This window comes from Streptomyces sp. NPDC058653 (assembly GCF_042716895.1).
Lineage (GTDB): Bacteria > Actinomycetota > Actinomycetes > Streptomycetales > Streptomycetaceae > Streptomyces.
Genome location: NZ_JBHXRM010000011.1, coordinates 22,927 through 36,101, shown reverse-complemented (window position 1 = coordinate 36,101; position 13,175 = coordinate 22,927). Strand labels below are relative to the sequence as shown.

Annotated in this window: 12 protein-coding genes; 8 read left to right on the top strand and 4 right to left on the bottom strand. The window is 70.1% G+C overall.

The annotated features are described in order from the left end of the window. Positions 1-79 precede the first annotated feature (79 nt). A complete protein-coding gene (locus tag ACFWU9_RS12215) occupies positions 80-2,362 on the bottom strand; it encodes a transglycosylase domain-containing protein (protein WP_384316985.1) in 2,283 nt (760 codons plus the stop codon). A 397-nt stretch (positions 2,363-2,759) separates the two neighbouring features. Between ACFWU9_RS12215 and ACFWU9_RS12210 the strand changes: the two genes are divergently transcribed. Continuing rightward, positions 2,760-3,137: a WhiB family transcriptional regulator gene (locus tag ACFWU9_RS12210; RefSeq protein ID WP_031230246.1), complete on the top strand. Its 378-nt coding sequence runs from the start codon at positions 2,760-2,762 to the stop codon at positions 3,135-3,137. A gap of 381 nt (positions 3,138-3,518) precedes the next feature. Here ACFWU9_RS12210 and ACFWU9_RS12205 read toward each other — a convergent pair whose 3' ends face one another. Together ACFWU9_RS12205 and ACFWU9_RS12200 are read right to left on the bottom strand one after the other, a co-directional pair. Then, positions 3,519-4,925, bottom strand: coding sequence for an ArsA-related P-loop ATPase (locus ACFWU9_RS12205; protein ID WP_384316983.1), 1,407 nt, complete (start codon positions 4,923-4,925; stop codon positions 3,519-3,521). Next, a complete protein-coding gene (locus ACFWU9_RS12200) occupies positions 4,922-5,884 on the bottom strand; it encodes an ArsA family ATPase (protein ID WP_384316980.1) in 963 nt (320 codons plus the stop codon). The genes ACFWU9_RS12205 and ACFWU9_RS12200 overlap by 4 nt, the downstream gene beginning before the upstream one ends. A gap of 117 nt (positions 5,885-6,001) precedes the next feature. Here ACFWU9_RS12200 and ACFWU9_RS12195 point away from each other — a divergent pair, with 117 nt between their 5' ends. The 4 genes from ACFWU9_RS12195 to ACFWU9_RS12180 all read left to right on the top strand — a co-directional run bounded on the left by ACFWU9_RS12195 (position 6,002) and on the right by ACFWU9_RS12180 (position 8,483). Beyond that, a complete protein-coding gene (locus ACFWU9_RS12195) occupies positions 6,002-6,163 on the top strand; it encodes a DUF4177 domain-containing protein (RefSeq protein WP_023539689.1) in 162 nt (53 codons plus the stop codon). Further along, on the top strand, positions 6,160-6,630 hold the full coding sequence (locus ACFWU9_RS12190; protein WP_384316977.1) for a RidA family protein: 471 nt from the start codon (positions 6,160-6,162) through the stop codon (positions 6,628-6,630). Before ACFWU9_RS12195 ends, ACFWU9_RS12190 begins: the two co-directional genes overlap by 4 nt. Positions 6,631-6,762: 132 nt before the next feature. Then, positions 6,763-7,641 (top strand): NUDIX hydrolase, encoded by an 879-nt coding sequence (locus ACFWU9_RS12185; protein ID WP_384316975.1) that lies wholly within the window; start codon positions 6,763-6,765, stop codon positions 7,639-7,641. After that, entirely contained in the window at positions 7,638-8,483 is an 846-nt protein-coding gene (locus tag ACFWU9_RS12180; RefSeq protein ID WP_384316972.1) for an MBL fold metallo-hydrolase, read from the top strand. Before ACFWU9_RS12185 ends, ACFWU9_RS12180 begins: the two co-directional genes overlap by 4 nt. A 227-nt stretch (positions 8,484-8,710) precedes the next feature. Here ACFWU9_RS12180 and ACFWU9_RS12175 read toward each other — a convergent pair whose 3' ends face one another. Next, positions 8,711-9,385 carry a Crp/Fnr family transcriptional regulator gene (locus ACFWU9_RS12175; RefSeq protein WP_023539685.1) on the bottom strand — a complete coding sequence of 225 codons (675 nt, stop codon included), beginning with the start codon at positions 9,383-9,385 and terminating at the stop codon, positions 8,711-8,713. A 288-nt stretch (positions 9,386-9,673) separates the two neighbouring features. Here ACFWU9_RS12175 and nth point away from each other — a divergent pair, with 288 nt between their 5' ends. From nth to ACFWU9_RS12160, 3 genes are all read left to right on the top strand, one after another. Continuing rightward, entirely contained in the window at positions 9,674-10,636 is a 963-nt protein-coding gene (gene nth, locus ACFWU9_RS12170) for an endonuclease III (RefSeq protein ID WP_384316969.1), read from the top strand. A 386-nt stretch (positions 10,637-11,022) separates the two neighbouring features. Continuing rightward, positions 11,023-11,694: an NUDIX hydrolase gene (locus ACFWU9_RS12165; protein WP_384316966.1), complete on the top strand. Its 672-nt coding sequence runs from the start codon at positions 11,023-11,025 to the stop codon at positions 11,692-11,694. A gap of 127 nt (positions 11,695-11,821) precedes the next feature. Then, complete coding sequence (locus ACFWU9_RS12160) at positions 11,822-13,021, top strand: MarP family serine protease (RefSeq protein ID WP_384316963.1); 1,200 nt, start codon at positions 11,822-11,824, stop codon at positions 13,019-13,021. The last annotated feature ends 154 nt before the right edge of the window (positions 13,022-13,175 follow it).

The window sequence follows — 13,175 nt, the reverse complement described above, 5'->3', positions numbered from 1 at the left end:
CCGAGGGCACCTGCACCCCCGACATACGAAAAGGGCTCCCGCCGATCGAGAATCGGCGGGAGCCCTTCTCCTTCACGTCCTATCCGAACGTACCCGGGAAGCCCGGGAACGGGTCCTCGCCGTTGTCGCCGTCGTTGTTCCCGTTGCCCGGGTTGTCGCCGTCGCCCGGGTCCTCGTCGCCGTTGTTGCCGTTGCCGTTGCCGTTCGGGCCGCCGTTGTCAGCGCCGTTGTTGTCGTTCCCGGCGTTGTCCCCGCCAGCGTTGTCGCCCGGGCGGTCGCGGTCACGGTCGCGGTCGTCCTTCTCCTTCTCCGGGTTCGGGATGTGGATGGTGTTGAACGGGAGCGGCTCCTTGCCGTCCAGCGCACCACTCATCGCGTCGCGCCAGATCGGGCCGGGTACGGCGCCGCCGAAGACCTTGTCGTGGTACTGGCCGCCGATGGTGATGTCCACCATCTTCTTCTTGTGCTGCGGGTCACCGACCCACACCGCGCCCGCCATGTTCGGCGTGTAGCCCACGAACCAAGCGGCGAGCCGGAAGTCGGTCGTACCCGTCTTGCCCGCGCTCGGCCTGCCGCCGAGGCCGGCCTCCTGGCCCGTACCGTCCTCGACGACGCCCTCAAGCAGTGTGTTTATGGTGTCGGCCGTCTTCTCCGACATCGCCCGCGAGCAGGTCGACTTCGGAACGTCCATCTCCTTGCCGTTCGGGCCCGTGATGGACTCGATGGCGATCGGGGTGCAGTACGTGCCGCGGTTGGCGAACGTCGCGTACCCGGACGCCATCGTCAGCGGCGACATCTCCTGCGTGCCCAGCGTGATCGACGGGACCTGGTCGATCGGCTTTCCGTTGGCCCGCTCGACGCCCATCTTCCTGGCCAGCTCGGTCACCGGGCAGACGCCGATCTGGCTGATCAGCTGGACGTAGTAGGTGTTGACCGACTTGGCGGTCGCCTCCTGCATGCCGTACGGGCCGACCTCGGTCTCGTTCTCGTTCTCGACCGGGACCCCCTGGTCCGTCCAGGGGCCCTTGCAGGTCTGCACCGGGCTCGGATAGTCCATCTGGTAGGGCGAGGGGTACGACTGCGTCGGCTGGATGCCCTGCTCCAGGGCCGCCGCCGCGACGATGGGCTTGAACGTCGATCCCGGCTGGTAGCCGGCGCCGCCGCCCATGTCCTCGTCGACGGACAGGTTCATGTACGTCTCGTTCTTGCCGCCGCCGTACGGCCGCGACTGGCCCATCGCCAGGACCTTGCCCGTGCCGGGCTCGACGATCGACAGGGCGGTGGCGACCTGGTCCGTCTTGTAGACGTGGTTCTTGATCGACTCCTGGGCCGACTCCTGCGCCTGCGGGTCGAGCGTCGTCCTGATGGTCAGACCGCCCTGGTTCCAGACCTTGGCCCGGTCCTCCTGCGTCTTGCCGAAGGCGGGGTCGGTGAGGAACACCTTCCGTACGTAGTCGCAGAAGAAGCCCGCGCCCTTGACCGCCGTGATGCAGCCGTTCTTGGGACGGCTCACCTTCAGCTGGATCTCGGTGCCCTTGGCGCGGTCGGCCTCGGCCTGCGAGATGTCCTTCACGTCGGCCATGCGCTGGATCACGGTGTTACGGCGCTTGGTCGCCTCGTCCTCGTCGTTCACGGGGTCGTACCGGCTCGGCGACTGGACGAGGCCCGCGAGCAGCGCCGCCTCCTCCAGCTTCAGGTCCTTGGCGGACTTGGAGAAGTAGCGGTGCGAGGCGGCCTCGATGCCGTACGCCTGCTGACCGAAGAAGGTGATGTTCAGATAGTTCTCAAGGATCTTCTTCTTGCCCAGCTCCTCCTCGACCTGGATCGCGAACTTGAGCTCGCGGATCTTACGGCCGATGGTCTGCTGGGTGGCCTGGGCGACCTTGTCGGGGTCGTCGCCGGCCTCCTCGACGAAGACGTTCTTCACGTACTGCTGGGTGAGCGTCGACGCGCCCTGGGAGACGCCGCCCGACTGCGCGTTGCGATTGGCCGCGCGCAGAACGCCCTTGAGGTCCACCGCCCCGTGCTCGTAGAAGCGTGAGTCCTCGATCGCGACGATCGCCTTCTGCATGTAGGGCGAGATGTCGGTGAGCGGGACCACGGTCCGGTCGCGTGAGTAGACGGTGGCGATGGGGCCGCCGTCCTTGTCGAGGATCGTGGTGCGCTGACTGAGCGGCGGCGTCTTGAGGTTGGCCGGGATCTCGTCGAATCCCTCGACCGTTCCCTTCGCGGCCAGGCCCAGAACTCCGAAGGCGGGCAAGGCGATTCCGGCGAGGACGGCTCCCGCGAGCACACTGACACCGAGGAACTTGGCGGCCTGCTGGGTCCCGGTCAGACCGCCGCCCGAGCGCTTCTTTGGCATGACAGCAGCCTACGTTCTCATTCGCCGGACACGCACAAAGGCTCTGGCCTAAGCTGCACTCAACTGTCACAGCAGTGCGGTTTCGTATCAAGTCTCCGACGTGAACATCTGGCTAACCGTAAAGCGTCGGAAGTCCCGTCCGATTCCGCCCGGTACGTCATCTGACGTCCGTTGCGACTCAGGAGAGTTGACCCGACTTGTCGGGTTCGTCGCACATGTCCCCGGGTCACTCCCCTGGGTGATCTGCCGCGTACGCATAGTCCGTTCGGGCCATTCAAGATTGGGCCCGAAGGGGGTGTTGTGCTGTGCCCACCTTCCGTAACGTCCTCAACTGGCAGCGGTGAATATGCCGCTTCCGCCGTGGGGGAGCCTCGATTCGGGAGAGGACGGCGCCGGGATGGGCTGGGTAACCGACTGGAGTGCGCAAGCAGCATGCCGCACTACCGATCCGGATGAATTGTTCGTACAGGGCGCAGCGCAGAACAGGGCCAAGGCGGTGTGCACCGGATGCCCGGTGCGGACGGAGTGCCTGGCCGACGCGCTGGACAACCGCGTCGAATTCGGCGTGTGGGGCGGAATGACCGAGCGGGAGCGACGCGCATTGCTGCGCAGGCGCCCCACTGTCACCTCATGGCGACGGCTGCTCGAAACCGCACGCACCGAGTACGAGCGCAGCGCGGGCATTCTGCCCGCCGGCCTTGAGGACGACGACGAGACGTACGGCTCGCGCCATTACGTCGACGTCATCGACGACTCGTGGGCGGCGGTGGGGTAGGCCGCCGTACGGCAGGCGAGCAGGAAGATCACGCGGGTAGTACGCGGGCAGCGGTACGCAGCAGTACGCGGCGGCACGCCCGTGGCACGCGGGCAGCTGGGCACACACGCCCGTAGAGCTGGGCACACACGCGTAGACACGAGCGTGTGGGCATCAGTTGGGCAGGCACGCGGTGCGTACGTCCTGACGGGAGCCCCACACCCGTCGGTACGGCACCCCTCGCCACGGCACCCGCCGGTCCGCGCGACCGCGACTCAGCCGGGAGCGCGACCGCGCCGGGATCGCGACGCCGCCGGGACCGCGACCGCGCGACATCGCGCGGCTCCAGCCGGTCCACGCGGCCCGGCCCGTCAGTGCGGCCCCGCCCGTGCGGCCCGGCGTCTACGCGGCGCCGGTCGCCGCGCTTCCGCCCGCGAGGCGCTCACCGATGGTCCGGAGCCCGGCGAGGTCGTGCACGTCGCCGGGCAGCGCCGCCACCTCGGCCACCGGCACCTCCGGGTGGAGCGCGGTGAAGCGGTCGCGCGTGCGCTGCTCACGCTTGAGCACCTGCATGCGCTCGGCGTGCAGGCGCAGCAGACCGGCCGTCAGCTGATTCACCGACGGCGCTTCGGACGTCCCTGATTCCGGTACCTGGTGCGGGAGTTGGGCGGCTTCTGCGGATGGCCGGGACTCCCTGGCGGGGGACGCCTTCGTACCGGCCGATTCCTTCTGCGGGGTTCGTGGGGTCTGCGGGGTCTGTGTGTCCTGTGGCTCGGACGTGTGGGGTGCCTGGGGGGCTTCGGGAGAGGAGCCCGCGGGGGCGGCGGCCTCACGAACACCATTCTTCCCGTGGGCCTGATCCACAATGCGGCCCTCTTCAAGATTTTCCGCGGCGGCCCGCGCCCGCTCGGCCGACAGCCGGGCGGCGCCGCTGCCGTGCACGCGGTTGAGGACCAGACCCGCGAGCGGCATCTCCTCGGCGGCCAGCCGCTCCACGAAGTACGCCGCCTCGCGCAGCGCGTCCCGCTCGGGCGCCGCGACCACCAGGAAGGCCGTGCCGGGCGCCTGGAGCAGCCGGTACGTCGCGTCCGCGCGCGTACGGAAACCGCCGAACATCGTGTCCATGGCCGCCACGAACGTCTGCACGTCACGCAGGAATTGGCCGCCCAGCAGCTTCCCGAGGGTGCCGGTCATCATCGACATCCCGACATTCAGGAACTTCATCCCGGCCCGGCCGCCCATCTTCGCCGGAGCCATCAGCAGCCGGATGAACTTGCCGTCCAGGAACGAGCCCAGCCGCTTCGGCGCGTCCAGGAAGTCCAGCGCGGAGCGCGAGGGCGGGGTGTCGACGACGATCAGGTCCCACTCGTCGCGCGACCGCAACTGCCCCAGCTTCTCCATCGCCATGTACTCCTGCGTGCCCGCGAAACCGGCCGACAGGGACTGGTAGAAGGGGTTCTCCAGGATGGCGCGCGCCCGCTCCCGGTCCGCGTGCGCCTCGACGATCTCGTCGAAGGTGCGCTTCATGTCGAGCATCATCGCGTGCAGTTCGCCGGCGCCCTCGATGCCCTTGACCCGCCGCGGTGTGTTGTCGAGCGAGTCGATGCCCATGGACTGGGCGAGCCTGCGGGCCGGGTCGATGGTCAGTACGACCACCTTGCGGCCGCGCTCCGCCGCCCGTACGCCGAGAGCCGCCGCCGTCGTCGTCTTGCCGACGCCGCCGGAGCCGCAGCACACGATGATGCGGGTCTCGGGGTCGTCGAGCAGCGGATCGACCTGTAGAGGCGCCGCTGCCGGGTCCAGAGTCATCGGGCCTCCCCAAGATTCCGTAGCTCCCCCGCCAGGCGGTACAGACCGGCGAGGTCCATGCCCTCGCCGATCAGGGGGAGTTCGTACGTCGGCAGCCCGAGCTTCACCAGGAGGGCGCGCTGCTCGCGCTCCAGCTCCACACGCTGCGCGTGCTCGGCGGCCTGCTCCAGAAGCGGTCCCACGAGCTTCGTGGGCGCGCTCACCCCGGCCGCGGCGAGCGCCTTGGTGACCTCCTTACGACGGTCGCCCGCCACTCCGTTGACCGCCTCCTCGTCGAGGACGTGCGGGCGCACCATGTTCACGATGATCTTGCCGACGGGCAGTTCGGCGCCGCGCAGCTCGCCGATGCCGTCGGCGGTCTCCTGGACCGGCATCTCCTCAAGAAGGGTCACCAGATGCACGGCGGTCCCCGGTGACTTGAGCACCCGCATGACGGCCTGCGCCTGGTTGTATATCGGCCCTATCTTCGCCAGCCCCGCCACCTCGTCGTTCACGTTCAGGAAGCGGGTGATGCGGCCGGTGGGCGGCGCGTCCATCACCACGTAGTCGTAGATGAACCGGCCCCGCTTGTCGCGGCGGCGTACGGCCTCGCACGCCTTGCCCGTCAGCAGGACGTCCCGGACGCCCGGCGCGATGGTGGTGGCGAAGTCGATGGCGCCGATCTTCTTCAGGGCGCGGCCCGCGCTGCCGAGCTTGTAGAACATCTGGAGGTAGTCCAGAAGCGCGCGCTCGGCGTCTATGGCCAGCGCGTACACCTCGCCGCCGCCCGAGGCGACGGCGATCTTCCGCTCCTCATAAGGAAGGGCCTCCGTCTCGAAGAGCTGTGCGATGCCCTGTCTGCCCTCGACCTCCACAAGGAGGGTGCGCTTGCCCTCCGTCGCGAGGGCGAGCGCGAGGGCCGCGGCGACCGTGGTCTTACCGGTCCCGCCCTTGCCGCTGACGACCTGGAGCCTGCTCACACATTCGAGCCTAACCAGTCGGGCCGCAGGCTACGCACGAGGTCGTCCGGAGGCTCCGTACGAGATCCTCTCCGGGCTCCGTACGGGCTCGTGGCGCGGTGCGGATACAGTCGGCCCATGACGAAGTGGGAATACGCGACGGTGCCTCTTCTCGTGCACGCGACGAAGCAGATTCTGGACACCTGGGGCGAGGACGGCTGGGAGCTGGTCCAGGTCATTCCGGGGCCGAACAACCCCGAGCAGCTGGTGGCCTATCTGAAGCGAGAGAAGTCCGCGTGAGCGGCGTGGTCGAGGCGGCCCTCGCTGACCTGGGGCTGACGGTTCCGCAGGTCGTACCGCCTCTGGCGGCGTATCAGCCGGCCGTGCGCTCCGGCGTGTACGTCTACACGGCGGGACAGCTCCCGATGGTGGACGGCGAGCTTCCGCTGACCGGCAAGGTCGGCGCCGAGGTGACGCCGGAGGAGGCCAAGGACCTCGCCCGGGTCTGCGCGCTGAACGCCCTGGCCGCTGTGAAGTCCGTCACCGGCGACCTGGACCGGGTCGTGCGCGTCGTGAAGGTCGTGGGGTACGTCGCCTCCGCCTCGGACTTCACGGGCCAGCCGGCCGTCCTCAACGGCGCGAGCGAGCTCTTCGGACAGGTCTTCGGGGAGAAAGGCGTGCATGCGCGCAGTGCGGTGGGAGTCGCCGTCCTGCCGCTGGACGCCCCGGTCGAGATCGAGATCCAGGTGGAAGTGGCCGCGGACTGAGCGGACGAACCGTCCGCGCGTGCGGCGCGCCGGGCCCCGGGCCGTACCGGGGTGCCGTCGCGCCGCCCCGGGGGCCCTGACCCCCGGGAAGTGGCTCTCGAACATCAACGGGTAAGCCCGTAGCATCCCGGCATGCCCAATGGTCAGTGGTTCCCGCCCGAGTGGTCCGGCCGCATCCGCGCGCTCGCCCAGGGCGAGCTGAGCGTCGCCCCCGCACGGCGGGCCGCGACCGTGATGCTGCTGCGCGACTCCGTCGACGGATCCTCCGGGCCCTCCGTACATATGCTGCGCCGAAGCACCTCCATGGCTTTCGCCGGCGGTGCGTACGCCTATCCGGGCGGCGGCGTCGACCCCCGGGACGACGACCGGCCTGTCCGCTGGGCCGGGCCGGGGCGCGACGTCTGGGCCCGGCGGCTCGGCGTGGACGCCGCGTCCGCGCAGGCCATCGTCTGCGCGGCGGTGCGCGAGACGTACGAGGAGGCCGGCGTCCTGCTGGCGGGCGAGACGGCCGGGACCGTCGTCGGCGACACCACGGGGGACGACTGGGAGGCCGACCGGGCCGCCCTGGTCGACCGTGAACTGTCCTTCGCGGAGTTCCTGGACCGGCGCGGGCTGACCCTGCGCGGCGATCTGCTGGCGGCGTGGACCCGGTGGATCACCCCGGAGTTCGAGCCCAAGCGGTACGACACCTGGTTCTTCGTGGCGGCGCTGCCGGCCGGGCAGCGTACGCGCAACGCTTCCACGGAGGCCGACCACACGGTGTGGATCCGGCCCGCCGACGCGGCACTCGGCTACGACAGGGGCGAGCTGCTGATGATGCCCCCGACCGTGGCGACCCTGCGCGAACTACAGATGTACGGCTCCGCGGCCGAGGCCCTCGCGGCCGCCGTGGGGAGGGACCTCGCGCCCGTGCTGGCCAGGCCGAGGGTGGAGGGTGACGAGGTCGTGCTGAGCTGGCCGGGCCAGGACGAGTTCACCAAGCGCGTGCCGCTGGCGGGTGGGGACCGATGACGGACGCGTCGGCCCTGCCGGGGCAGCCGCGCGGAGGCGTCCTCTCGGGCGCCGCGACGGCCCGCGCGGTCAACGTGCTCGCGCCCAACGCCTCGGCGATGACCCTCGACGGCACGAACACCTGGATCGTCTCCGAACCGGACTCGGCGCTCGCTGTCGTGATCGACCCCGGACCGCTCGACGAGACGCATCTGCGGGCGGTCATGGCCACCGCCGAGGAGGCCGGCAAGCGCGTCGCGCTGACCCTCCTGACCCATGGCCACGCCGACCACGCGGAGGGCGCGGCACGCTTCGCCGAGCTGACACGTACGCCTGTACGGGCCTTGGACCCGGCCCTGCGCCTCGGGGACGAGGGGCTGGCGGCCGGTGACGTCGTCACCGAGGGCGGTCTCGAACTGCGGGTCGTGGCCACGCCCGGGCACACGTCCGACTCGCTCAGCTTCCATCTGCCCGCCGACCGCGCGGTGCTGACGGGTGACACGGTCCTCGGGCGCGGTACGACGATGGTGGCCCACCCGGACGGCAGGCTGGGCGACTACGTCGACTCGCTGCGGCGGCTGCGCTCGCTCACGGTCGACGACGGTGTGCGTACGGTGCTGCCGGGCCACGGACCCGTACTGGAGGACGCGCAGGGAGCGATCGAGTACTACCTCGCGCACCGGGCGAGCCGTCTCGCACAGGTCGAGACGGCGGTCGAGGACGGCTACCGCTCGGCGGCCGAGATCGTGGCTCATGTGTACGGAGGCAGCGGCGTGGACCGGTCCCTGTGGCCGGCGGCGGAGCTGTCGGTGCGGGCGCAGCTGGAGTACCTGCGTGAGCACGGGCTGATCTCGGGGGCGTAGGACGGACCCTGGGCGCGAGGCGCGAGGCGCGAGTCGCGGGTCGCGGGTCCGGCGGTCCGGCGGTCGGCTGGCCGTCGAGCGGCCGGTCGGGTCCGTCGGTCGGTCGGTCGCGGGAGGGGCGCATCGGCGAGGCCGCCCGGCTCGGTGAGCGGGGCGGCCTCGTGGATGGTGCGGGCGGCTTTCTGCGCGTACGGCCTTCTGCGCGTGCGGCTTCGGGTGCGTCCAGGTCAGCGCGAGCGCTTCGCGAGGCGTTCGACGTCCAGCAGGATCACGGCGCGGGCCTCCAGCCGCAGCCAGCCGCGCTGGGCGAAGTCGGCGAGCGCCTTGTTGACCGTCTCACGGGACGCGCCGACCAGCTGGGCCAGCTCCTCCTGCGTCAGGTCGTGGACGACGTGAATGCCTTCCTCCGACTGCACGCCGAAGCGGCGCGACAGATCGAGGAGCGCACGGGCGACACGGCCCGGCACGTCGGAGAAGACCAGGTCGGACATCTGGTCGTTCGTCTTGCGCAGACGCCGGGCGACGGCGCGCAGCAGCGCGGTGGCGACCTCGGGGCGGGCGTTCAGCCAGGGCTGGAGGTCGCCGTGGCCCAGGCCGAGGAGCTTGACCTCGGTGAGGGCGCTCGCGGTGGCGGTGCGCGGGCCCGGGTCGAAGAGCGACAGCTCGCCGATCAGTTCGCCGGGGCCGAGGACGGCCAGCATGTTCTCCCGGCCGTCGGGGGACGTGCGGTGCAGTTTGACCTTGCCCTCGGTGACCACATACAGGCGGTCACCGGGGTCGCCTTCGTGGAACAGCGCGTCGCCACGGGCGAGCGTCGTCTCACTCATCGAGGCGCGGAGCTCCGCGGCCTGCTCGTCGTCGAGCGCCGCGAAGAGCGGGGCGCGTCGTAGAACGTCGTCCACGAAATCTCTCCTTGTCGACCTGCTCAGGGGACCATCGATCCCATGATGCCGGACGTGCTGTGTGTTCACGGCCGGCTCGGGCCGGAGGCGACTCTGTCTCCGTACCGGTTGTTCGTTGTCGAAAACGTGCGATCAATCACAAGTTTGACGTACAGCGGCCCCGGACCGTGCCCCGGGGCCCGATTCGGGTGGTGATCGGCCGGGGCCGAAGCGGATGTCAGTGCAGGGCTCTAGGCTGGCCGGGTGTCCAACTCGCCGGTGAGAGGGCAGGCCAAGGGAGCTGGAAGAGTGTCACCGAAGCAGAATTCCGCTGTGGGCGAACAGGCCGCTGCGAAGTCTAAGAAAAGCACAAAAGCTGCAAATCGTACGACCGGAAAGTCCGCCAGTACGGAATCCGCGAGTAACGGACCCGCGAACGGCGAGGCCGCGACCACGGCTCCGGCCGCGGGTGCCAAGCGGCCGAAGAGCGCCAAGCCGGAGTCCCGCCTGGCGATGGTCCGCCGTGCCCGCCGGATAAACCGCGAGCTGGCCGACGTGTATCCGTACGCCCACCCGGAGCTGGACTTCCGCAACCCCTTCGAGCTGCTCGTCGCCACGGTCCTGTCGGCCCAGACGACGGACCTGCGTGTCAATCAGACGACGCCCGCGCTCTTCGCGAAGTACCCGACCCCGGAGGACGTGGCCGCCGCCGTGCCCGAGGAGCTGGAGCAGGTCATCCGGCCCACCGGGTTCTTCCGTGCCAAGGCGAGGTCGCTCATAGGGCTTTCCACGGCACTGCGCGACCGTTTCGACGGCGAGGTGCCCGGCACGCTGAAGGACCTCGTGACGCTGCCCGGCGTCGGCCGGAAGACGGCCAACGTGGTGTTGGGCAACGCATTCGACGTCCCCGGCCTGACTGTCGACACCCACTTCGGCCGGCTCGTGCGCCGCTGGAAGTGGACCGACGAGGAGGACCCGGTGAAGGTCGAGTCGGCGATCGCCGAGATCTTCCCCAAGAGCGAGTGGACGATGCTCTCGCACCGGATCATCTTCCACGGCCGCCGGGTCTGCCACTCCCGTAAGCCCGCCTGCGGCGCCTGCCCGATCGCGCACCTCTGCCCCTCCTACGGAGAGGGCGAGACCGACCCGGAGAAGGCGAAGAAGCTGCTCAAGTACGAGCTGGGCGGCTATCCGGGACAGCGGCTCTCACCGCCGCCGGACTATCCGGGCAAGCCCGCGCCGCCGCTCGGCACTCCCGCCGGGGCCGAATGACCGCCCGCGCGGTGAGCGCTCGGCGGGCCGGAGCCGTATCACCGGAGAGACCGGCGGGGCCGGGGGCGCCGGTGGGCGGGAGAGGAAGGGCTGCGGGGTATGCGGGCTGGAACGATCCGGGCGACGGCGGGCGTTGTACGTCGGGGGTGCCGATGACACGGGCAGACACGCATGAGGCAAGGACCGAACAGACCGCGGGTACGGCGGAGACCGTACGTACAGCGGCACAGACCGCGCGCACAACGCCGGCCGCACGCACGGCGAGCGACGCGGGCACAGCACGCACCGCGCGCGACCCAGGCACCGCGAGCGACGCGGGCACCGCACACGACTCACGTCGTGACGCACACGACTACGAAAAGGCCGCACGAATCCACGACAAAGCCGTGACCGACATCCCCGTCACCACCGAAGGCCTGCCCGCGTGGCTGGACCCGGTGGTGCACGCCATGCGGACCGTCGCGCCCGAAGAACTGAGCCGGTTCCTGCCGCCCAAGAACGGTCTCGGGCGGCAGTCCGCCGTGCTCGTCCTCTTCGGCGAGGGCGAGCGCGGCCCCGAGCTGCTGCTGATGGAGCGGGCCAGCACCCTCCGTTCGCACGCGGGGCAGGCCTCCTTCCCCGGGGGCGCACTGGACCCCGAGGACGGCGACCCCGCGACGACCGGACCGCTGCGTGCCGCGCTGCGGGAGGCCGAGGAGGAGACCGGACTCGACCCGTCCGGCGTCCAGCTCTTCGGCGTGCTGCCCAAGCTCTACATCCCGGTGAGCGAGTTCGTGGTGACCCCGGTGCTCGGCTGGTGGCGCACTCCCAGCCCGGTCGGCGCCGTCGATCTCGCGGAGACGGCCCGGGTCTTCACCGTCCCCGTGGCGGATCTCACGGACCCGGCCAACCGCGTCATCGCCACGCACCCGAGCGGCGTCCACAGCCCCGCTTTCACGGTCGCCTCCGCGCTCGTGTGGGGCTTCACCGCCGGGGTGATCGACCGCATTCTGCACTTCTCGGGCTGGGAGCGTCCCTGGGACCGCTCCAAGGAGGTCCCGCTCGACGGGCGCTCATGACACGCTTGCCCAATCGCTGTACCGGCCCCTTTCCAGGGGCTCGGCACAGCGATTCCGCCGCAGGTCCGTCCCCCCGTCCCGCGGGGCGACGGGAGACGAATCCGCGAGGCTAGCGAGGCTATTGACAGTGAATGTGCTGGACATCCTGCTGCTGCTCGCGGCCGTGTGGTTCGCGATCGTCGGCTATCGCCAAGGCTTCGTCGTCGGCATCCTCTCGGTGATCGGTTTCCTCGGCGGCGGTCTCGTCGCCGTCTATCTGCTCCCGGTGCTCTGGGACCAGATCACCGAGGAGTCCGAGGTCACGACCACGGCCACGGTCGTCGCCGTCATCGTCGTGATCGTGTGCGCCTCCGTGGGACAGGCCTTCACCACCCACCTCGGCAACAAGCTCCGCCGCTACATCACCTGGTCACCGGCGCGCGCCGTGGACGCCACGGGCGGCGCGCTGGTCAACGTGGTCGCCATGCTGCTGGTCGCCTGGCTGATCGGCTCCGCCCTGGCCGGGACCTCGCTGCCGACGCTCGGCAAGGAGGTCCGTAACTCGAAGGTGCTGCTCGGCGTCTCGCGGGTGATGCCGGACCAGACCGCGACCTGGTTCACCGGCTTCTCCTCCGTCCTCGCGGAGAAGGGGTTCCCGCAGGTCTTCAGCCCGTTCGCCAACGAGCCGATCACCGCCGTCGACCCGCCGGACCCCGCGCTCGTCGGCAGCCCCGTCGCGGCCCGCGCGCAGCGCTCCATCGTCAAGGTGGTCGGTACGGCGCAGAGCTGCGGAAAGGTCCTCGAAGGCACCGGCTTCGTCTTCGCCGATCGCCGCGTCATGACCAACGCGCACGTCGTGGGCGGCGTGGACGAACCCACCGTCCAGATAGGCGGCGAGGGCCGGCTGTACGACGCGAAGGTCGTCCTCTACGACTGGGAGCGCGACATCGCCGTCCTGGACGTGCCCGACCTGCGCGCCCCCGTGCTCCGGTTCACCGACAGGGACGCCCGCAGCGGCGACAGCGCGATCGTCGCCGGTTTCCCGGAGAACGGCGCGTACGACGTGCGCTCGGCCCGGGTCCGGGGCCGTATCGACGCCAACGGGCCCGACATCTACCGGCGCGGCGAGGTCCGGCGCGACGTCTACTCGCTCTTCGCGACGGTCCGCCAGGGCAACTCCGGCGGCCCGCTGCTCACCACCGACGGCAGGGTGTACGGCGTGATCTTCGCCCGCTCGCTCGACGACCCGGACACCGGCTACGCGCTGACGGCCGACGAGATCCGCGAGGACATCGAGAGGGGCCGCACGGCCAACCAGCAGGTCGACAGCCAGGGATGCGCGCTCTAGCGCAGAAGATCCACGCGGGCTGGAACGACGGCGGGGGGGGGGCTACCGAACAAGGAACGGACGCCACACAGCCCCCCGCAACTGGTCGACAGCGAACCGAAGATGACTAATGAGACACACAGGATAAAAAACATAAATTAATACCCACCCACAC